Here is a 20375-nt window from a genome sequence, read left to right on the forward strand (position 1 = left end):
CGGGCGCACCCGCGCCCGGCCGCTACGGCGTGCTCAGGAGGTTGACGCGATGACCACCGCCGGCGAGATCATGCACCCCGGGGCCCAGTGGATCCCCGCCACCGAAACCCTGGACCGGGCCGCTCAGCTGATGAGCCGGCTCAATGTGGGTGCGCTGCCCATCAGCGACTCCAACGAACGTCTCTGCGGCATCCTGACCGACCGTGACATCGTCGTCGGCTGTGTGGCCAAGGGCCACGACCCGTCGAAGATCACGGCCGGCGACATGGCCCAGGGCACCCCGCGCTGGATCGACGCGGGCGCCGACGTCTCCGAGGTGCTGGAGGAGATGCAGAGCCACCAGATCCGCCGGCTCCCGGTCATCGACAACAAGCGCCTGGTCGGGATGATCAGCGAGGCCGATCTGGCCAAGCACCTGTCGGAGGAGCAGATAGCCGGCTGGGCGGAGAAGGTCTACGCCGGAGCCAGGCCGAAGAAGACGGCCTAGGCCTCCGCATCCAGGACCGCCCGCGCCACTTGGTGCGGGCGGTCCAGCATGACCAGGTGTCCGGCCGGCTCCGCGACCACGAACCGGGCGCCCAGCGCGTCGGCCAGCGCTGCCTGGCGGCCCAGCCAGCCCAGGTCCGGGCGGCGCGCGCCGGAGTCGTGGCCGGCCAGGACGGTGACGGGCGCGGTCAGCGGCAGCTCCGCGCGCAGCGCCAGTACCTCGGCGGCCGTGTCGGGGTAGCGGGAGTTCTCCAGCAGGGCTCCGCGCCAGACCCGGCCGGTCCGGTAGCAGCGGCGTACGAGCTCCCGCGGGGCCGGGTCCGCGCCGCCCGCGCGTGCTGCCCGTACGGCGGCCCGCCGGGCCGGGGGGCCCAGCACGGCCGGCAGCCCGACGGCGGTCACGGCCCGGCCGAGCAGCCGGGCGGCGCCGGTGCGCACCCCTGCGGGCAGGGCCGTACGGGGCGGCCGCTCTTCCACGCTGCTGTCGACCAGCACCAGGGCGGCGGTGCGCCCGGGGTACAGCCGGGCGAAGGCCTCGGTGTGGAACCCGGCGAGGGAGTGCCCGGCCACGGTGACCCGCTCGGCGCCCAGACCCAGCGCGTCCAGCAGCCCGGCGATCCGGTGCGCCTCCCCGGCGGCGCTCGGCGGCCTCACGGCGGGCCCGCTGAGCCCGTGCCCGGGCCGGTCGAAGCGGACGACGGTACGGCCCGCGGCGACGAGCAGCTCCGCCACGGAGTCCCAGTCGAACCAGGCCATGGCGAGCCCGGCGCTGAGGACGACCGGCGGTCCGCAGCCCTCCACGAGGACGTGCAGCGGCGCCCCGTCGGCGCGGAGGCGTACGAACCTCCCGGGGGCGGGCGAGGCCTGGCGTCCGCTCACGTACGGCGTTCGCGGTGGACGGAGTGGGCGAGCAGGCCCAGCCAGACGGCCACGAACAGCACCTGGAGCCGCTGCCCGGCGCCGAGCGCCCAGGTGCCGTGCCCGGCGGTGAACAGGGCGATGGAGACCAGGGTCCAGACGGTGGCGAGCAGTTCGAGTACGACGAGTACGGGCCCGAAGCGCGCGAGCGGGGCGAGGATGCCGTAGCGGCGGGCCGCGAGCGTCAGGGCCACGATGCCGACGAGCGCACCCGTCATGGCGAGGCTGCTGCTGACGGCGTGCGCCTGATGCGTGGCGGGGACCAGCCCGGCGGTCTCCCGCGCCGCGCATTCGGGGTCCACGGTGGGCGTGCAGCTCAGCGGCAGCCAGGCGTCGGCCGCGGTGGCGGCGCCGAAGAGGGTGATCCCGGACCAGCCGGCGACGGACCACAGGCGGCGGGGTTCCACGCGCCGGGCGAGGCGAAGCAGGGCCAGGAGGCCGCCGAGGAGGACGAGGAGGCCGGCGGTGAAGTCGGTGGCCCGGAACAGGCCGCCGAGCGGCTGGCCCTGGGCCGCGAGCTCGCTGACGTAGGTCTCGATGGGGTTGAGGCCCGTGGAGAGGACGACTTCGAGGACCCACGCGGTGTAGGCGGCGGCGCCGAGCCCGATGAGGAGGGCCACGGCGCGGGCGCCGGTCCGGGGCGTGAAGGAGGGACCCGGCGCGGCGGAGGAGCTGTTCACGGACCTCCGGGACTTCACGGGCTTCAGGTGCTTGAGCGGATTCAGCGACTTCAGCGGACTCACCGGCGGGTCTTTTGTGGACATAGTGTGACTAATCCTAAACGCGGCCGGTCCCGGTCCGACGATCGGATACCCACCCCGGGTAGGGTTCCGCCCATGACCCGCCCAGCTCCGCGCACTCGGCGAGCAGCAGTCCGGTGGCCCCGGCTGCTGCTCTTCGCCGCGCTGCTGCTGGGCATCGCGGGCATGCACACGCTGGGCCATCCGACACCGGCCCACGCCATGGATGACGTGCCGTCGCTCCGTTTCGTTCCCCCGGCCGGCCATACGCCGTCCGGGTCGGCGCACGGCGGCCGACCGGACACCGCCCCAGACCTGACGGCCTCGATGGCCTCGATGGCCTCGATGGCCTCGATGGCCTCGGCAGAGTCGCCGGCCCGGTCCCACTCGGCAGCCCCTGCCGCCACCACCCCGGCCTCCGCCGCCGTCACCACCTTCGGGGCCCCGAGCCCGCGGCACACCGGCATGGACCCCATGTCCGTGTGTCTCGCCGTGCTCGGCGCCCTCACCCTGCTGGTCCTCGGAGCCGGACTGGCCGGCCCGCGCCGTGCCGCGCCGCTCGGGGGTGCGGCACGCGCGCCGGGCCGGTCCGGCGGTCCCGACCCGCCACCACCCCGCGAACTCCTCGACCTGCTGACGGTGCTGCGCGTATAGGCCGGGCTCCGTCGTCGCCCCCGCATGCCTCCGGGGCGGCGGCAGACGGTGCCCACCTGCCCGCCTCACACCATCACGAGGTGTTCCGCCATGCGCTCCTCTTCCCCGCGCACGTCACTTTCCGCTTCCTCCCCCTCCCGCCGCGCCGTCCTCGGCGCCGGCGCCGCCCTCGCCGGCTCCGGGCTGCTCGCCGCCTGTTCGGGCTCCGGCATGGCCGACAGGGACCACGGCTCCGGTTCCACGGGCGAGGGGTCCTCGCCCGCCCCCGGCGGCTACGTGGACCCGGCCGGCGCCGAGGTGCGGGCCGCCGAGACCGCCCGCAAGGCCACCGGCCCGCGCACCGAGGTCCGGCTGACGGCCACCGCCACCCCGCTCGACCTCGGCGCCGGCCGCACCGTCCGCTCCTGGGCGTACGGGGACCAGCTCCCGGGCCGGGAGGTACGGGTCACCGCGGGCGGCACCCTCGCCCTGACCCTGGCCAACCACCTCCCCGAAGCCACCTCCCTGCACTGGCACGGCCTGGCCCTGCGCAACGACATGGACGGGGTACCGGGGCTGACCCAGCGGGACATCGCGCCGGGCGGCTCCTTCGCGTACGAGTTCGCCGTCCCGCACCCCGGGACGTACTGGTTCCACCCGCACTCCGGGGTCCAGCAGGACCGCGGCCTGTACGCGCCACTGATCGTCGAGGACCCCAAGGAGCCCCTCTCCTACGACAAGGAGTGGGTGGTCGTGCTCGACGACTGGCTCGACGGGGTCGACGGCTCCACCCCCGACGCCGTGCTCGGCGAGCTCCGCAAGGGCATGGACCCGAGCTCGGGCGGCGGCGGCCACTCGGGCCACGGCTCCGGCTCCGGCTCCATGGGCACGCCCGCGCCCGCCGCGAGCGGCGGCCCGTCCCGGGTCCTCATGGGCGGGGTCAGCGAGGTCCTCGGCAAGGACCCGGGCGACGTCGCGTACCCCCACTACCTGGTCAACGGCCGCACCCCCGAGGACCCCTCGGTCTTCACCGCCCGCCCCGGCGACCGGATCCGGCTCCGGATCGTCAACGCGGGCGGGGACACCGCCTTCCGGATCGCCCTGGGCGGCCACGAGTTCACGGTCACCCACACCGACGGCTTCCCCGTCGAGCACGCGGCCGCGCGCTCGCTGCTGCTGGGCATGGGCGAGCGCTACGACGTCCTGGTGACGGCGGGCGACGGGGTGTTCCCGCTGACCGCGCTCGCCGAGGGCAAGGGTGACGCGGCGTCGGCGCTCGCGGTGCTGCGCACCGGTTCGGGGGCGGCGCCGACCGCCGCGACCCGGCCCGCCGAGCTGTCCGGGCGGCCGCTGACGGCGGACACCCTGAAGGCCGCCGAGCCGGTGGCCCTGGCCGCGCGCGCACCGGACCGTACGGTGCGGATCAAGCTGACCGGCGGGATGGCGAAGTACGACTGGGCCTTCGACGGCAAGCCGTACGCTCCCGACCAGCGGCACCCGGTGAAGGCGGGGGAACGCGTCCGGCTGGAGTTCGACAATTCCACAACGATGTGGCATCCGCTCCACCTGCACGGGCACACCTTCGCCCTCGGCGGCCGGCCCGGCGGGGCCCGCAAGGACACGGCGGTGGTCCTGCCCAACGGGAGGCTGACGGTGGACTTCGACGCCGACAACCCCGGGTTGTGGATGGTGCATTGCCACAACGTCTACCACTCGGAGGCCGGGATGATGACAGTGATCGGCTACCAGCGCTAGGCCGTCCTCTCCGGATCCCGTACCGCAGCCGGGCCGCCGGCGCGCCGTCGCGCGCGCCGGCGGCCCGGCCGGGAGGGGTCCCAGGGGGCCGAAATGCCCGGCAGGGAGCTCGGATTCCATGACAGGCTGGTGATCGTCACGCGCCGAATTTGCGATCCGAAGGACTTCCCACCGGTATGAGCACCCCGCCGAACCCGCCCAGCACCCCGTCCGGTCCGCCGACGGAGCCCGCGGGCACGCCCGTACCCGAGACGGCTCGCATACCGGCGCCCGCGCAGCCCTTGTCCCTCGAGAAGCCCCCGGCCGAACCTGCGGACGCCGTCCCCGCCGAACCGGCAGACGCCGTCCCGGGCCCGGCCCCGGTGGCCGTAGCGGCTGAACCCACGAACGCCGTCCCCGCCGAGCCCGCGGACGCCGTCCCGGCCCCGGCCCCGGCCGCCATCCCGGCTGAACCCACGAACGCCGTCCCCGCCGCCCCCGCCCCTGCCCCCGGTTCCTTCGCCCCGGTCACCCCCGCCCCGGCGGCCGCGACCACTCCCCCGGCGCCCGTGTGGGGAGCTCCGTACGGCGCCCCGGGCGCCCCCGGAGGCCCCGCGCCCGCCTCCGGGAACCCCTGGGCCGCGCCCGGCTACGGCGCCGGTTACCCCGGCGGCCCGCACGCGCCCGGCTTCCCGCCTCCCCCGCCCGCCACGAACGGCCCGGCCGTCGCCGCCCTGCTCCTCGGGCTGTTCGGCATCTTCGTCGGCCTCGTCCCCTTCTTCTTCTGGGCCGGCGCCCTCCTCGCGCTGACCGGCGTCGGCCTGGGCATCGCGGCCGTCGTCAAGTCCCGCCGGGGAGCTCCCCGCGCCACGATGGCCGCGGTCGGCACCGCGCTGGCCGTCCTCGGCCTCGGCGCTTCCGTCGGCGGCTGGTTCATCACCGCGCACGTCATCCACAAGATCGACGAGACCGTCGCCGACAACCGCGCGCGCTACGACTACGACGACGACTACGACTACGACTACGACTACGCCGAGCCCTCGGCCCCCGCCCCCAAGCCCTCGCCCTCGCCGACCGACACCCCGGGCATCACCTCGGCCCTGGCCTGGGGCACGCCCTACACCTACAAGAACGGGGTCCAGGTCACCGTGCAGAGCGCGGTCCCGTACACGCCGTCCTCGACGGCCGCCCCGAAAGAGGCCCGCAACGGCAACGCGGTCAAGGTCAAGGTGAAGATCGTCAACAACTCGGGCACCGCGCTCGACGTCAGCCTCTCCCTGCCGCACGCCCGCGACGACCAGGGCACGGAGGCCGAGATGGTCTTCGACGGATCCGTGCCGAAGCTGTTCGACGGCTCGGTCCTGGCCGGCGAGTCCATGACCGGCACCTTCGCCTTCCTCGTCCCCGAGGGCACCAAGAGCCTGCACTTCGAGATCGCGCCCGGCATCGACTACGACGACGCGATCTGGTCCGGCCCGATCGGCCGCTGAACCGGCGCGGCTCCGGCGACTGCGGCGACCGCGGCGACTCACAGGACATCGCGTCAGAAAGACGATTAGACTGGGCCGCGTGCCTCAACTACGCCTCGCTCTGAATCAGATCGACTCGCAGGTCGGCAACATCGCCGCCAACGCCGACTCGGTCGTCCACTGGACCCGGCACTCCGCCGAACAGGGCGCCCACCTGGTGGCGTTTCCGGAAATGGTGCTGACCGGGTACCCCGTCGAGGACCTCGCCCTGCGCGGCTCCTTCGTCGAGGCCTCCCGCCAGGCGCTGCTCGAACTCGCGCGGCGCCTGGCGGCCGAGGGGTTCGGGGACCTCCCGGTCGTCGTCGGCTACCTCGACCGTACGGAGAAGGCCGCGCCCCGGCTCGGCCGCCCGGCGGGGTCCCCGGAGAACGCGGCCGCCGTGCTGTACGGCGGGCAGGTCGTCCTGCGCTTCGCCAAGCACCACCTCCCCAACTACGGCGTCTTCGACGAGTTCCGGTACTTCGTGCCGGGCGACACCCAGCCGGTGATCCGGGTGCGGGGCGTGGACGTGGCCCTGGCCATCTGCGAGGACCTCTGGCAGGAGGGCGGGCGCGTCCCCGCCACCCGCTCCGCCGGGGCCGGGCTGCTGATCTCGGTCAACGCGTCCCCGTACGAGCGCAACAAGGACGACCTGCGCCTGGAACTGGTGCAGAAGCGCGCCCAGGAGGCCGGCTGCACGCTCGCCTACCTGGCGATGATCGGCGGTCAGGACGAGCTGGTCTTCGACGGGGACTCGATCGTCGTCGACTCCGCGGGCGAGGTCATCGCGCGCGCCCCGCAGTTCTCCGAGGGCTGCGTCCTGGTCGACCTGGACCTGCCGGCCGCCTCGACCACCCCCGTCGAGGGCGTCGTGGACGACGGCCTGCGCATCGACCGCGTGATCCTCACCGAGGAGCCGGTGGAGCCGTACGAGCCGGTCGTGACGGGCGGTTACGCCGACCGGCTGGAGGACGACGAGGAAATCTACGACGCGCTGGTCGTGGGTCTGCGCGCGTACGTACGGAAGAACGGGTTCCGTTCGGTCCTGATCGGCCTCTCCGGCGGCATCGACTCCGCGCTCGTCGCCGCGATCGCCTGCGACGCGATCGGCGCGCAGAACGTGTACGGCGTCTCGATGCCGTCCAAGTACTCCTCGGAGCACTCCCGGGGCGACGCGGCCGAGCTGGCCTCGCGGACCGGCCTGAACTTCCGGACCGTGTCGATCGAGCCGATGTTCGACGCGTACATGGGCGCGCTGGGCCTGACCGGCCTCGCCGAGGAGAACCTCCAGTCCCGGCTGCGCGGCACCCTGCTGATGGCGCTCTCCAACCAGGAGGGCCACATCGTGCTGGCCCCGGGCAACAAGTCGGAGCTGGCCGTCGGCTACTCCACCCTGTATGGGGACTCGGTGGGCGCGTACGGCCCCATCAAGGACGTGTACAAGACGGACGTCTTCCGCCTCGCCGAGTACCGCAACCGGGCGGCGGCCGAGCGCGGCGAGACTCCGCCGATCCCGGAGAACTCCATCGTCAAGCCGCCGAGCGCCGAACTGCGCCCGGGGCAGGTGGACACGGACTCGCTGCCGGACTACCCCGTGCTGGACGGGATCCTGGCGCTGTACGTGGACCGCGACCAGGGCCTGGAGGCGATCGTCGCGGCGGGCTACGACCCGGAGCTGGTCGCGAAGACCCTGCGGATGGTGGACACCGCCGAGTACAAGCGCCGGCAGTACCCGCCGGGCACGAAGATCTCTGCGAAGGGCTTCGGCAAAGACCGCCGGCTGCCCATCACGAACGGCTGGCGCGAGCGGGCCTGACCCCCGCGACGCGGTGCCCTACGGCCCTACGGCGACCCGGGCGGCGATCGGCAGGTGGTCGCTGCCCGTGCGGGGCAGGGTCCAGGAGGCCTTCGGGGTGACCCCGCGGACCAGGATCTGGTCGATGCGGGCCATCGGGAACTGCGCGGGCCAGCTGAAGCCGAAGCCGTCGCCGGACGCGCCCTGGGTGGAACGCAGCTGCGAGGTGACCTCGGACAGGGCCCGGTCGTTGACCGTTCCGTTGAGGTCGCCGAGCAGGATGACCCGCTGCAGCGGTTCGGCGGCGAGCGCGGCGCCGAGGGCGTCGGCGCTGTTGTCGCGCTGGTTGGCGGTGAAGCCCGCCTTGAGCTTGACGCGGACCGAGGGGAGGTGCGCCACGAAGGCCGCCACGTCTCCGTAGGGGGTCTTGACGGTGGCGCGCATGGCCCGGGTCCAGCCCATCTTGATGTCCACGGGCTGACTGGAGACCAGCGGGTACTTGCTCCACAGCCCGACGGTGCCTTCGACCGAGTGGTACTTGTACGCACTCGCGAGGGCCTTCTCGTAGACGGGGACGGCGCTGCCCTTGAGCTCGGTCAGGGCCAGGACGTCGGCTCCGGCCCCGGCGACCGAGGCGGCCGTGCCGGCCGGGTCGGCGTTGTCGGCGTCGACGTTGTGGGTGGCGACCGTGAGGTTGCCGCCGGTCTGCGCCTTGTCGGTGACCAGGCCGCCGAAGAGGTTCACCCAGACCGCGGCGGTCAGCAGTATCGCGATCAGCGCGGTCGCGGACTTGCGGAAGAGCGCGGCGGCGAACAGCAGCGGGACGGCCAGGCCCAGCCAGGGAAGGAAGGTCTCGGTGAGGCTGCCGAGGTTCCCGATGTCGTTGGGCAGCTCGGCGTGGAAGATCATGACGAGCGAGATCAGCGCGGCCAGCGCGGCGAGCACGATCCCGCGGCGCCAGATGCCCGGATCCCGCCGCAGTTCGGCCAGCCGGCGCCGGAGACCCGTTCGGGAGGGCTCGGGCTCCGAGCCGTCGCTCCCCGTCTCCGTCATGTACGCCTGTGCCATGCCACTGCCCTCGCTGCCGTGCTCGCGCTCCGTCCCCGCCTCTTGACCCTAGGCGATGGACGGACGGTTCCGCGCCGATTGTCTCGGCCGTACGTCCGGGAGGACGAACGGCCGAGCGGCACGGGTTCCGCTTGTCACCAAACGCGCACATTGCCCCGCGGCGCGGCCGCCCCCGGCGGACCGCTCCTCGTGCCCGCCTCGTGCCACTTCCCGCCCGGGCCCCGAGAGTGCCACCATGGTGGTGAGTCCGGGGACGCCGTAAGGGTGCCTCGAGATGAACATCAAGGAGCAGTTGCAATGACGCATGCCGTTTCGCCTGCCCGCGAAGCCTCCTCCCCCACCCTGTACGGAGGCTCGGGCACCCGGCGCATCACCGTCCGCGACCTCACCCTCGCCAAGGAACGCGGCGAGAAGTGGCCCATGCTCACCGCCTACGACGCCATGACGGCATCCGTGTTCGACGAGGCCGGCATCCCGGTCATGCTCGTCGGCGACTCGATGGGCAACTGTCACCTTGGCTACGAGACCACCGTCCCGGTGACGATGGACGAGATGACCATGCTGTCGGCGGCCGTCGTACGCGGCACCAGCCGGGCCCTGATCGTCGGAGACCTCCCCTTCGGTTCCTACCAGGAGGGCCCGGTACAGGCGCTGCGCAGCGCCACCCGGCTCGTCAAGGACGCCGGGGTCGGAGCGGTGAAGCTGGAGGGCGGGGAGCGCTCCCTGGCCCAGACCGAGCTGATCGTGCAGGCCGGCATCCCGGTCATGTCCCACCTGGGCCTGACCCCGCAGTCCGTGAACGCCATGGGCTACCGGGTGCAGGGCCGCGGAGACGAGGCCGCGCACCGGCTGCTGCGCGACGCGAAGGCGGCGCAGGACGCGGGCGCCTTCGCGGTGGTCCTGGAGCTGGTCCCGGCCGAGCTGGCCGCCGAGGTCACCCGGTCCCTGCACATTCCGACGGTCGGCATCGGCGCGGGCTCGGAGTGCGACGCGCAGGTGCTGGTGTGGACGGACATGATGGGGCTGACCGGCGGGAAGATGCCGAAGTTCGTCAAGCAGTACGCGAACCTGCGGGCGACCATGGGCGACGCGGCGAAGGCCTTCGCGGAGGACGTGGTCGGCGGAACGTTCCCGCAGGAGCAGCACGCCTTCCACTGATCGGATTCCGACAGCCCGCCCACGGGACCCGCGGGCGGGCTGTCGGCGGTCTGTAGGTGGCCTGTAGGTGCTTTGTCAGTGGCGTCTGCTCCCATGGTGGGCATGACGCGAAACGACACGACTCCCCTGAACGGCTCGCACGCCGTAGAGGTCCGGGGGCTGGTCAAGCACTACGGCGAGACCAAGGCCCTCGACGGTGTGGACCTCGATGTCCGCGAGGGAACCGTCCTCGGGGTCCTCGGCCCCAACGGCGCGGGCAAGACCACCCTGGTCCGCATCCTCTCCACCCTGATCACCCCCGACGCCGGCACCGCCCGGGTCGCGGGCTTCGACGTGGTCCGCCAGCCGCGGCAGCTGCGCCGGACCATAGGCCTGACCGGCCAGTACGCCTCGGTCGACGAGAAGCTCTCCGGCTGGGAGAACCTCTACATGATCGGCCGGCTGCTGGACCTGTCCCGCAAGGACTCCCGCGGCCGCGCCGACGAGCTGCTGGAGCGCTTCTCCCTCACGGACGCCGCCAAGAAGGCCGTGATGACCTACTCCGGCGGCATGCGGCGCCGGCTCGACCTGGCCGCCTCGATGATCGGCAGCCCGGCCGTGCTGTACCTGGACGAGCCGACCACCGGTCTGGACCCGCGTACCCGCAACGAGGTCTGGGACGAGGTGCAGCGGATGGTCGCCGAGGGGGCCACCGTCCTGCTCACCACCCAGTACATGGAGGAGGCCGAGCAGCTCGCCAGCGAGCTGACGGTCATCGACAAGGGCAAGGTCATCGCCAACGGCAAGGTCGACGAGCTGAAGGCCCGCGTCGGCGGCCGCACCCTGCGGATCCGCCCGACCGACCCGGCCGACCTGCCGGGCATGGCCCGCTCCCTGGCCGAAGCCGGTCTGGACGGGGTCGCCGGTTCCCAGGCCGTCCCGGACGAGGGCGCCCTGCTGGTCCCGATCCTGGCCGACGAGCAGCTGACCGCCGTGGTGGGCCTGCTGGCCGCCCGCGGGTACGGGATATCCGACATCAGCACCTACCTGCCCAGCCTGGACGAGGTGTTCCTGTCCATCACCGGACAGAAGCCCACCGTCCAGGACTCCGTCCCCCACCAGCAGACCGAGGAGGTCGCGGCATGAGCACCGTAACCACGACGAAGCCCAGCCCCACCGCGGCCGCCCCGGCCGGCGGGCCCGTCCTCGCGGACGAGGGCCGGATCGGCCTGCGGGGCAACCTGCGCCACATCGGCGCCCTGGCCCGGCGCAACGTCCTGCAGATCAAGCAGGACCCGGAGTCGATGTTCGACGTCCTGTTCATGCCGATCATCTTCACGCTGCTGTTCGTCTTCGTCTTCGGCGGCGCGATCTCCGGCAAGGGCAACCAGGGCGAGTACGTCAACTACGTGGTCCCGGGCCTGATGGCGATGATGGGCATGAACATCGCCATGGGTGTGGGCACCGGGGTCAACGACGACTTCAAGAAGGGCGTCATGGACCGCTTCCGGTCCATGCCCATCGCCCGCTCCTCGGTGCTCATCGCCAAGATCGTGGTCGAGCTCGGCCGCATGATGGTCGCCATCGCGATCCTGCTCGGCATGGGCTTCCTGCTCGGCCTGTCCATCAAGGGCTCGATCCTGGACCTGTTCCTGTCCATCGGGCTGTCGGCCGTCTTCGGCGCCTCGCTGATGTGGATCTTCATCCTGCTGGGTCTCACCATGAAGACCCCCCAGGCGGTCCAGGGCGTGGCCATGCTGGTCCTGATGCCGCTGCAGTTCGGCAGCTCGATCTTCGCCCCGCCGACGACGATGCCCGGCTGGCTGCAGAGCTTCACCGACGTCAATCCGCTGTCCAACCTGGCCGACGCGGCCCGCGCCCTCATCAACGGGACCCCGCTCGGCAACTCCGTCTGGATCACGCTGGCCTGGTCGGTCGGCATCACGCTGGTGACGATGCCGCTCGCCGTGCGGAAGTTCCGCCAGAAGACCTGATCCGCGGGCGGGTCCGTTCCGGATCGCGTCCCGGGCGGACCCCACGGGGAGAACCGGATCAGATGAGGGCGGTGGCCTCCTCCAGGGTGAGGCCGCCGCCTTCGGCGTACGCCGCCTCGTACGCGGCGGTGCCGAGCTCGGCCCGGCACCGGTGCTCGACGAACTCGGCGTCCGCACGCTCGATGACGACCGGGTGGTGACCCGGCGGCACCAGCGCGCGGTAGGCACCGAGCAGCCGGGCGGCATCGCGCTCCCGCCTCGGACCGCCCAGGCCGGTGAGCGCTCGGGCGGCCGTCACCAAATAGGTGATCCGCATGTGCGGGGCGATCATCAAGGCCAGCGGGTCCTGGACGTTCTCCATGGCCGCCCGGGTCATGCCGAGTGCGTCCTCGTACTTGCCCTCCTCGTTGTCCAGCCAGGCCAGAATGCCCAGGAGGAAGCCGTCGAATATGGCGAAGGCGCCGGAGGCGAAGTCATCGCGCAGCGACTGGAGCTGGGCGCGCGCCTCGGCGACCCGACCGGTACGGCCGTAGACGGTGGCGAGGAACATCCGCCCGGCCGGCACGGCCTCGTCGCCGAACTGGGCGAGGCTGCCGCCGAGGAGGGAGGTGAGGATCTCCTCCGCCTCCTCCAGGTGGCCGTCCTCGGCCAGGGCGCCGGCCATCCGCACGCGCAGCACCGAGACCTGGGCCTTGGCCCCGAGCCGCCCGGCGTGCTCGATCGCGGCCCGGTAGTCCGCGGCGGCCAGGGCGTATTCGCCGTAGCGCTCGCGGGCCTCGGCGCGGGCGGAGAGCGCCTCGGCGCAGCCCCAGTCGTCGCCCAGGGCCGCGTAGAGGGCGAGGCTCTCCTCGGCGTCGCGGGCGGCGTCGTCGGCCCAGTCCGCGCGGTTGGCGAGGATGTTGGCCCTCAGCTGGAGAGCGGCGGCCAGCTCCCAGCGGTAGCCGAGGGCCCGGGCCGTCTTCACGGTCTCCACGGCGACGGTGAGCAGCAGGTCGGGCTCCCCGGAGATCATGACGGCGAAGATCCACAGCGAGGCGGGGGTCCGACAGGTCTGCGGCAGGCCGGGCCGGTAGACGGCGTTCATCCGCGCGACCTGGGCCCGGATCCCGGGGTCGGCCCAGTTCTCGTGGTGGTGGTCGCGCGAGGACAGGAGCAGCAGTTGGACGCCGCGCCACGCTTCGGTGAGCAGTTCGCCCTCGTACGGCGGAGGCGTGTCGACGATCCGCTCGTGGACGGGCTCGGCCGGGACGACCGGCTCCGCGAAGGGGTCCGGCCCGAGCGCGGCGGCGGCCTCGGCCCAGTGCCGGATCTCGGCCCGCAGGTCGTGCATCTGCCAGTACCAGGCCAGAGAGTGCAGCAGGCACAGGACCTCGCCCGCGTCCCGGGTGGCGACGGCCCGGCGCAGCGCGGTGCGGAGGTTCTCGTACTCGGTGGCGATCCGGTCGGCCGCGGCCCGCTGGCCGTGACCGCGCAGCAGCGGCTCGGTGGTGCGGGCCAGTTCCCGGTAGTGGGCGAGGTGACGCCGCTCGGTGCGGTCCCGGTCCCCGCCTGCTTCCGTGAGGCGGTCGGAGGCGTACTCGGCGACGGTTTCCAGCAGCCGGTAGCGCATCCCGGCGGGGCCGTCGGGGGCGGCGACGACGAGGGACTTGTCGACGAGGGAGCCGAGGAGGTCGGCCGCGTCGAGGCCCTCGGCGGCGTCGGTGCAGACGGCCTCGGCGGCGTCGAGGTCGCAGCCGCCCGCGAAGACGGACAGCCGGCGCAGGACGGCCCGTTCGGGCTCGTCGAGGAGGTCCCAGGACCAGTCGACCACCGCGCGCAGGGTCTGCTGGCGGGGCAGGTGCGTGCGCGAGCCGCCGGTCAGCAGCCTGAACCGGTCGTCCAGCCGGTCGGCGATCTGGCGCGGGGTGAGCAGCCGCAGCCGGGCGGCGGCCAGCTCGATGGCGAGCGGCATCCCGTCGAGCCGGCGGCAGATCTCCACGGCCGCGGCCGGGTCCTCGTCCACGGTGAACCCCGCCCGGGCGGCTGCCCCGCGGTCGTCGAGGAGCCGCAGTGCGACGGGGTCGGGCAGCGGCTCCACCGGGCGCAGGGTCTCCCCGGGCACGCCGAGCGGCTCGCGGCTGGTGGCCAGGATCTGTACGCCGGGGCAGCGCGCGAGCACTTCCTCGGCGAGGCGGGCGGCGGCGTCGACGACGTGCTCGCAGTTGTCGAGGATCAGCAGCATCCGGCGCCGCGCGCAGTGCTCCGCGAGGCGGTCGAGGGGGCTGTCCGCGCGCTCGGTCAGCGCCCGCATCTCCTCGGCGGATCCGCCGCGCAGCTTGGTCTCCCGGGCACCGAGCGCGGCGAGCACGGCCTCGGGAACGTCCTCCGGATCATCCACGGGAGCCAGCTCCACGAACCACACCCCGTCACCCCACGCGGACCCCCCGCCGGGGGCGGAGGCGGGGCCACCGGGGGCGGAGGCAGGGCCGCTGGGGGCGGAGGTGGAGCCGCCCGGGGCCGTGTCGGGGCGCCCGAGGGCGGAGGTGGAACCTCCGGGGGCCGCCCCTGGGCCGCCGAAGGCGGACGCGGAACCGCCCGGGGCCGCCCCCGGCCCGCCGAAGGCGGAGGCGGAGCCACCGGGGCCGCCGGGTGTGCAGGCCCCGGCGCCGGGGCCTCGGCCCGTGGTGGCGGGGCCGGGGCCGCCCGGGGCCGTGTCGGGGCGCCCGAGGGCGGAAGTAGAGCCGCCGGGGGCCGCCGCCGGTCCGCTGAAGGCGGAGGTGGAGCCGCCCGGGGCCGCCCCCGGGCCACCGAAGGCGGAGGCAGCGACGCCCGGGGCCGCCCCCGGCCCGCCGAAGGCGTAGGCAGAGCCACCCGGGGCCGTGTCGGGGCCACCGAAGGCGGAGGTGGAGCCGCCAGGGGCTGCGGGCACGGAGGCCCCGGCGGCTGGGCCTGGGCCCGTGGCGGCTGGGCCGGAGCCGGCCGGGGCGGGGCCGCCGGACAGGTGCTCCGGGGTGGCTGGGCCGGAGCTGGCCTGGGCGGGGTCGCCCGACAGGTGATCCGGGGTGGCGGGGCGTGTGTCCGGCGTGCCGCGGCCGGCCCGTGCGTGTGCCTCGGCGGCCTCCTGCGACAGCCGGGTCTTGCCGGCGCCGCCGGGTCCGAGCAGGGTGACGAGCCGGGACCGGGCGAGGTCGTCGCCGATGACCCGGATGTCCTCTTCCCGCCCGACGAAGGTGGTCAGCCGCATCCGCAGGTTTCCCGCGCCCGCACCGGGCGGCACGTGCCCGGCCCCGGCCCCGTAGGGGTACCCATTCCCCGGCCCGGCTCCGTACGGGTCTACGCTCCCCGGCCAGGCCGGACCGGAGCCCCCGCTCGGTCCGGTGGTACGGCGGGAGCCCGAACCGTCAGGTCCGGACGCGTAGCCGGAGCCCGTACCGGCAGGCCCGGGCGCGTAGCCAGAACCCGAACCGGCAGGCCCCGCCGCATAGCCAGAACCCGAACCGGCAGGCCCCGCCGGGTGGCCGGAGCTCGAACCATCAGGTCCGTCCCCGATGCCGGAGCCCGATGCACCAGTTCCCGCCGCGTAGCCCGAGCTCGAACCGTCAGGTCCCGCCGCGTGGTCGGCGGCCCGGTCCGGACGGGCCGAGTCGTCGGAGTTCGCCCGGTCGGGGCCGGACGGGAGCGCAGTGGTGGTCCCGGGCTGCGCAGCACGGGGCGTCCCGTCCCCGGACGGTGCCGGGCGGGACCGGTCCGGCTCGGCCGGGGCGGTGGGCCCGCCGTGCCGGCCGAGGCCCGGTCCGGGGGTGGCGGAGGCGGGGCCGGCGGAGGCGGAGTCAGCAGAGGTAGCGGCAGAGGCGCCGGGCGTGTTCCCCGCGAAGGCGTCGGCCCCGCCCGGCTTCACCCGGCCGGTCAAGGGCGCGGCGGCTTCGCCGGGGCCCCCGTCAGGACCGGATCCGGCCTGCCCGGTCCCGGCCGGCCGTCCGGACCGCTCCGGCCCGGGGACCGACTCGGAGCGCTCGGAACCAGCCGCCGATTCGGTGTAGCCAGGGCCCGCCGTCGCGGCGGCGTACCCAGAGCCCACCATCGTGTCGGCGTACCCGGGGCCCACTGCCGTGTCGGCGCGCTCGGGGCCCGCCGTCACATCGGTGTACCCGGGGCCCGTCGTCGGACGTGCCCGGCCGGGGCCGGGTGTCGGGGGTGTCGGCGACAGCAGGGCCGCGTGGAGCATGCGCAGGGCGGGGCCCGGGGTGGTGCCCAGGCGGGTGGCCAGGTCCCGGCGGACCTCGTCATAAGCGGCCAGCGCCTCCGCCGGGCGCCCCGCGTCGCCCAGCGCGCGGATCCGGAGGGCCTGCAGGGGTTCGTCCAGCGGCAGCTCCGCGCACAGCGCGGTCAGCTCTGGCAGGGCCCGCCCGGCCTCCCCCAGCGCCAGCGCCGCGTGCAGGCGGCCCCGGCGCGCGTCCAGCCGTAGCGCCTGCCAGCGGGCGGCCTCCGGCCCGGAACCCGGCAGGGAGCTCAACGGTTCGCCCCGCCACAGGGCGAGCGCCTCGTCGTACAGGGCGGCCGCCTCCGCCGGGGCGGCCTGCGCCGCGGACCGCGCGAGCCGCTCGAAGCGGTACAGGTCGATGTCGTCCCGATCGGCGACGAGCCGGTAGCCGCCCTCCCCGGACCCCACCGCCTCGCGCCCCAGCGCCCTCCGCAGCCGCCCCACCAGCGCCTGGAGCGCCGCGGGGCCGTCCGCGGGCGGGTCGCCGTCCCACACCTCGTCGATGAGCGAGGCCACCGGCACCGGCCGCCCCGGCCGCAGTGCGAGCGCGGTCAGGAGCGCGCGCAGCCGCGCTCCGCCGACCGGGACCGTACTCCCGTCGTCGCGGATGGCCTGGGTGGTGCCGAGCATCGCGTAACGCACCGGCCCATTGTCTCCGGCCCGGGGGCCCACCGGGCGCCGCCTCCGGGATAGGTTCGCCGCATGGGTTTCCAGGGCAGTCGCAACCGTAGCCACGACCGCACTCACGACCGCGGCGACCGGCGGATCAGTCCCGTCTTCCTCGGCATCTTCGCCGTCATGGCGGTGACGGGATGGGCCGTGTGGACGGAGTACGCGACCAGCACCGGTCTGGCCGTCTTCCTCTTCGTCACGTCGGCCTGGATCGTCTCCCTGTGCCTGCACGAGTACGCGCACGCCCGCACCGCCCTGCACAGCGGCGATCTCAGCGTCGGCGCGAAGGGCTACCTGACGCTGAATCCCCTCAAGTACACGCACGCGCTGCTCAGCATCGTCCTGCCGGTCCTCTTCGTGATCATGGGCGGGCTGGGTCTCCCCGGCGGCGCGGTGTACATCGAGCGCGACCGCATCGAGGGCCGGTGGCGGCACAGCCTCATCTCGGCGGCCGGCCCGCTGACGAACGTCGCCTTCGCGGCCGTCTGCACGGCCCCGTTCTGGCTGAACGCCCTGGACGGGGTCCCGATCCCGTTCCGCTTCGCGCTCGGCTTCCTGGCGCTGCTCCAGGTCTCGGCGGCGATCCTGAACTTCCTGCCGGTCCCTGGCCTGGACGGCTACGGCATCATCGAGCCCTGGCTCTCCCACCGGTTCCGCCGCCAGGTGGCGCCGCTGGCGCCGTTCGGCCTGCTGGCCGTCTTCGCGCTGCTGTGGATCCCGGAGATCAACGCGTACTTCTTCGACGCGGTGTACGCCGTGCTGTCGGCGCTGGGCGTGAGCGACCTGGAGGCCTACTGCGGCCGCGACCTCTACCAGTTCTGGCGGGACACCAACGGCCTCTGCCAGACCTCGTAACCGGCGGCTCGGAGGCCCGGAGGCCCGACCCCCGGCCCCGGCCCCGGCGTCCTAGGCCGCGGCGCGGGCCGCCGCCGCGGCCTTCTCGATCTTGGCCTTGCGCACGTAGAACCACGCCATGTTGGACGTGATGCCCGCCATGAACACCCACACGATCCCGAGCAGGCTGCCCTCGACGAAGGACACCACGGCGGCGGCCACGGCGAGGACGCAGAGGACGACGGCGAACACGGCAAGGCGGGGCATGGCGAAGGCTCCTCGAAGACACTGAAGCGGTTCAAGCCCCTCCAGTGTCCCCCATGCCCCGCCGTGCTCCCGTCCGGCCCATTTCCGCCATCCCGTGATCTTTTCCTCCTCCCGCCGCTACGGTTCGCCGAGACGCACCGCTCAGAGGGGTGCGGAAGGACCGGGGGTAGGACATGCAAGAGATCCCGAAGGGCGCGAACGTCAGCCTGACCGCCCTCAGCGAGGACGCCGGGGCGGTCGTCGTGAGCCTGGGCTGGAGCAGCGCTTCGGGAGCCGGCGACGCCGACGTCTCGGTGCTGTTGCTGGACGAGAACGGCAAGATCCGTGACGAGAACGACTTCTACTTCTACAACAACCCCGCTGCCGCCGACGGGAGCGTGCAGCTGCTGGGCAAGGTCCCGACCGACAACGGCGACGAGGACCGCATCAGCGTGGACCTGACGGCGGTCCCGGAGGGGGTCGCGCGGATCGTCGTGGCGGCCAGCCGATACGCCGGCGCGCGCTTCGGAGACCTCGACGACCTGCGGATGACGGTCGCGGACCGGTCCGGGGAACCGCTGGTCGGCTACTCCATCGAGGACGCGGGCGTGGAGACCGCCTTCATCTTCGGCGAGCTGTACCGGCGGGGCGAGGAGTGGAAGTTCCGCGCGGTCGGCCAGGGGTACGAGACCGGCCTCGCGGGACTGGCCACGGACTTCGGCATCCCGGTGCTGGAGGACTCCGAGGAAGCGGAGGAGGCCGGCGAGACGGGGCCGGCGGGGGAAGGGGATCCGGCGGCGGCCGGTGAACCGGCGCAGGCCCCGGCCGCCGTGCCCGTCACCGGACCCGGCGCCGAACCCTTCGCGGAGCCCACGCCCACGCCCACGCCCACGCCCACGGCCGCGTCCGCGTCCGTCGAGACCGCCGAGGCCGCCGCCCCCGTCGCCGTACCGGCGCAGACCCGCGGCCGGGGCCCCCGTACGACCAGGAAGAAGGTCACCCTGCCCAAGGTGGCCAAGAAGTCCCTCGCCGAGAACGAGTCCTGGAGCCAGGCCCGTCTCTTCCCCGTCCCCTCCCTCAAGAGCGACCGGGAACGGGAGGTGCGCGCCACCTCGGTCCTGCTGTCGGTCATGGCCCAGGTACCGGAGTTCGGCCGCCGCCTCACCGCCGGGTTCGGCGCGCCCGCCGGACGGATGCAGACCTTCACGGAGGTCTCCCTCCCCCACGGGGACACCCCGCGACGGCCGGACGGGGTGATCCGGGTGGAGCGCGCGGGCAAGCTGTGGACGGCGCTCGTGGAGACGAAGACGAACGGCAACCCGCTCAAGGCGGAGCAGGTCCAGGCGTACATGGACATCGCCGCGCGCCGCGGCTACGAGGCCGTGATCACCCTCTCCAACGACGTGGCCCTGGAGGGCCGCCCCATGGTGGAGGTGAAGATCGACGGCCGGCGCAAGCACAAGGTCAGCCTCTGGCACCTGTCCTGGGCCGAGGTCGCCCATCAGGCGCAGCTGCTGATCCGGCACGAGGGCGTGGGCAACGCCGCGCACGCCTGGCTCCTCCAGGAACTCCTGGAGTACCTGCGGCACGAGCAGTCCGGCTGCCACGGGTTCCAGAACATGGGCGCCGCGTGGGTGCCCGTACGCAAGGGCATCGAGGACGAGACCCTCGGCCTCGGGGACGCCCGGACCGTGGAGGTCGTGGAGAGCTGGGAGCGGCTGATCCGGCAGGTCTGTCTGCGGCTCGGCGGGGAGCTCGGGCAGAAGGCGCTGCCGGTGCAGCGGGCCCGGCGGGGCAGTGATCCGCAGGCACGGCGGGTCGCCGCGGCGGACCGGCTGTGCGCGGACGGGAAGCTCTCCGCGGAGCTGCGCGTCGACGGCACCAGCAGTGTCATCGCGGTGAGCGCCGACCTCAGGACCTCCAAGGTCCGGACGTCCGTCGACGTGCCGGCGCCGGAGGGCGCGTACCCGCTGGTCATGGTGAAGCGGCTGCTCAGGCTGCTCGACGGGGCTCCGGCGGACCTGCACGTGGAGAGCCTCGTCGAACTGGGGCCGGGCGCCGGGCCGGGGAGCGGGCCGCGCGGGACGCTGGAGCGGTTGCGGCCCGAGCCGGGCGACCTGCTGCCCGTGGACGGCTCGGCCGTCGTCGGCTTCCGGCTGTCGCTGCTCAAGGGCATGGGGAGCACGCGGGGGAACACGGAGTCCGGGTTCATCCGCAGCGTGGACGATGCCGTGGAGCGCTTCTACCACGGTGTGGTGGCGCAGCTGGGCCCGATCGAGGGCCGCGGCGGGCGGCGCGGCTGAGGGGACGGGACGGACGCGGTGCCACCCGTCCGCCGACCCGTCGGACGGGTGGCGGGGCGGGTGGCCC

Annotated in this window: 15 protein-coding genes; 10 read left to right on the top strand and 5 right to left on the bottom strand. The window is 73.9% G+C overall.

Features of this window, described 5'->3' with window-relative positions:
* Nucleotides 1-49: 49 nt before the first annotated feature.
* Complete coding sequence (locus tag OG435_RS14505) at nt 50-487, top strand: CBS domain-containing protein (RefSeq protein WP_266877241.1); 438 nt, start codon at nt 50-52, stop codon at nt 485-487.
* Here OG435_RS14505 and OG435_RS14510 read toward each other — a convergent pair.
* On the bottom strand, nt 484-1365 hold the full coding sequence (locus OG435_RS14510) for an alpha/beta fold hydrolase (RefSeq protein WP_266877242.1): 882 nt from the start codon (nt 1363-1365) through the stop codon (nt 484-486). The genes OG435_RS14505 and OG435_RS14510 overlap by 4 nt on opposite strands.
* Complete coding sequence (locus OG435_RS14515) at nt 1362-2168, bottom strand: DUF998 domain-containing protein (protein ID WP_266877243.1); 807 nt, start codon at nt 2166-2168, stop codon at nt 1362-1364. Before OG435_RS14515 ends, OG435_RS14510 begins: the two co-directional genes overlap by 4 nt.
* A 72-nt stretch (nt 2169-2240) precedes the next feature.
* On the opposite strand from OG435_RS14515, the gene OG435_RS14520 reads away from it, so the two are divergent.
* The 4 genes from OG435_RS14520 to OG435_RS14535 all read left to right on the top strand — a co-directional run bounded on the left by OG435_RS14520 (nt 2241) and on the right by OG435_RS14535 (nt 7835).
* Nucleotides 2241-2798, top strand: a complete 558-nt coding sequence (locus OG435_RS14520) for a hypothetical protein (RefSeq protein WP_266877244.1) — start codon at nt 2241-2243, stop codon at nt 2796-2798.
* A gap of 90 nt (nt 2799-2888) precedes the next feature.
* A complete protein-coding gene (locus OG435_RS14525; RefSeq protein ID WP_266877245.1) occupies nt 2889-4532 on the top strand; it encodes a multicopper oxidase family protein in 1644 nt (547 codons plus the stop codon).
* Between the two features lie 176 nt (nt 4533-4708).
* The gene (locus OG435_RS14530; protein ID WP_266877246.1) at nt 4709-6001 is read left to right on the top strand and encodes a DUF4190 domain-containing protein; all 1293 of its coding nucleotides are present in this window, start codon (nt 4709-4711) and stop codon (nt 5999-6001) included.
* Between the two features lie 79 nt (nt 6002-6080).
* Nucleotides 6081-7835, top strand: coding sequence for an NAD+ synthase (locus OG435_RS14535; RefSeq protein WP_266877247.1), 1755 nt, complete (start codon nt 6081-6083; stop codon nt 7833-7835).
* Between the two features lie 18 nt (nt 7836-7853).
* Here OG435_RS14535 and OG435_RS14540 read toward each other — a convergent pair whose 3' ends face one another.
* Nucleotides 7854-8882, bottom strand: a complete 1029-nt coding sequence (locus OG435_RS14540) for an endonuclease/exonuclease/phosphatase family protein (protein WP_266877248.1) — start codon at nt 8880-8882, stop codon at nt 7854-7856.
* A gap of 297 nt (nt 8883-9179) precedes the next feature.
* Here OG435_RS14540 and panB point away from each other — a divergent pair, with 297 nt between their 5' ends.
* The 3 genes from panB to OG435_RS14555 all read left to right on the top strand — a co-directional run bounded on the left by panB (nt 9180) and on the right by OG435_RS14555 (nt 12013).
* Entirely contained in the window at nt 9180-10040 is an 861-nt protein-coding gene (panB, locus tag OG435_RS14545; protein ID WP_266877249.1) for a 3-methyl-2-oxobutanoate hydroxymethyltransferase, read from the top strand.
* 93 nt (nt 10041-10133) lie between these two features.
* A complete protein-coding gene (locus OG435_RS14550; RefSeq protein ID WP_266881741.1) occupies nt 10134-11165 on the top strand; it encodes an ATP-binding cassette domain-containing protein in 1032 nt (343 codons plus the stop codon).
* Entirely contained in the window at nt 11162-12013 is an 852-nt protein-coding gene (locus tag OG435_RS14555) for an ABC transporter permease (protein ID WP_266877250.1), read from the top strand. The genes OG435_RS14550 and OG435_RS14555 overlap by 4 nt, the downstream gene beginning before the upstream one ends.
* Nucleotides 12014-12071: 58 nt before the next feature.
* On the opposite strand, the gene OG435_RS14560 is transcribed toward OG435_RS14555, so the two are convergent.
* Nucleotides 12072-16883 carry a BTAD domain-containing putative transcriptional regulator gene (locus OG435_RS14560; RefSeq protein WP_266881743.1) on the bottom strand — a complete coding sequence of 1604 codons (4812 nt, stop codon included), beginning with the start codon at nt 16881-16883 and terminating at the stop codon, nt 12072-12074.
* 72 nt (nt 16884-16955) lie between these two features.
* Between OG435_RS14560 and OG435_RS14565 the strand changes: the two genes are divergently transcribed.
* On the top strand, nt 16956-17780 hold the full coding sequence (locus OG435_RS14565) for a site-2 protease family protein (protein ID WP_266877252.1): 825 nt from the start codon (nt 16956-16958) through the stop codon (nt 17778-17780).
* Nucleotides 17781-17831: 51 nt separating this feature from the next.
* Here the strand turns inward: OG435_RS14565 and OG435_RS14570 are convergent, their stop codons facing one another.
* Nucleotides 17832-18026 carry a hypothetical protein gene (locus tag OG435_RS14570; protein WP_266877254.1) on the bottom strand — a complete coding sequence of 65 codons (195 nt, stop codon included), beginning with the start codon at nt 18024-18026 and terminating at the stop codon, nt 17832-17834.
* Between the two features lie 173 nt (nt 18027-18199).
* Between OG435_RS14570 and OG435_RS14575 the strand changes: the two genes are divergently transcribed.
* Entirely contained in the window at nt 18200-20308 is a 2109-nt protein-coding gene (locus OG435_RS14575) for a TerD family protein (protein ID WP_266877256.1), read from the top strand.
* Nucleotides 20309-20375 lie beyond the last annotated feature (67 nt).

The organism is Streptomyces sp. NBC_01264 (assembly GCF_026340675.1).
Taxonomy (GTDB): Bacteria; Actinomycetota; Actinomycetes; order Streptomycetales; family Streptomycetaceae; genus Streptomyces.

Excerpts from the sequence above, each read along its gene's own strand:
- OG435_RS14505 (WP_266877241.1), top strand. The coding sequence starts at position 50 with ATGACCACCGCCGGCGAGATCATGCACCCCGGGGCCCAGTGGATCCCC.
- OG435_RS14515 (WP_266877243.1), bottom strand. The coding sequence starts at position 2,168 with ATGTCCACAAAAGACCCGCCGGTGAGTCCGCTGAAGTCGCTGAATCCG.
- OG435_RS14520 (WP_266877244.1), top strand. The coding sequence starts at position 2,241 with ATGACCCGCCCAGCTCCGCGCACTCGGCGAGCAGCAGTCCGGTGGCCC.
- OG435_RS14525 (WP_266877245.1), top strand. The coding sequence starts at position 2,889 with ATGCGCTCCTCTTCCCCGCGCACGTCACTTTCCGCTTCCTCCCCCTCC.
- OG435_RS14530 (WP_266877246.1), top strand. The coding sequence starts at position 4,709 with ATGAGCACCCCGCCGAACCCGCCCAGCACCCCGTCCGGTCCGCCGACG.
- OG435_RS14540 (WP_266877248.1), bottom strand. The coding sequence starts at position 8,882 with ATGGCACAGGCGTACATGACGGAGACGGGGAGCGACGGCTCGGAGCCC.
- panB (WP_266877249.1), top strand. The coding sequence starts at position 9,180 with ATGACGCATGCCGTTTCGCCTGCCCGCGAAGCCTCCTCCCCCACCCTG.
- OG435_RS14550 (WP_266881741.1), top strand. The coding sequence starts at position 10,134 with ATGGTGGGCATGACGCGAAACGACACGACTCCCCTGAACGGCTCGCAC.
- OG435_RS14555 (WP_266877250.1), top strand. The coding sequence starts at position 11,162 with ATGAGCACCGTAACCACGACGAAGCCCAGCCCCACCGCGGCCGCCCCG.
- OG435_RS14560 (WP_266881743.1), bottom strand. The coding sequence starts at position 16,883 with ATGCTCGGCACCACCCAGGCCATCCGCGACGACGGGAGTACGGTCCCG.
- OG435_RS14565 (WP_266877252.1), top strand. The coding sequence starts at position 16,956 with ATGGGTTTCCAGGGCAGTCGCAACCGTAGCCACGACCGCACTCACGAC.
- OG435_RS14570 (WP_266877254.1), bottom strand. The coding sequence starts at position 18,026 with ATGCCCCGCCTTGCCGTGTTCGCCGTCGTCCTCTGCGTCCTCGCCGTG.
- OG435_RS14575 (WP_266877256.1), top strand. The coding sequence starts at position 18,200 with ATGCAAGAGATCCCGAAGGGCGCGAACGTCAGCCTGACCGCCCTCAGC.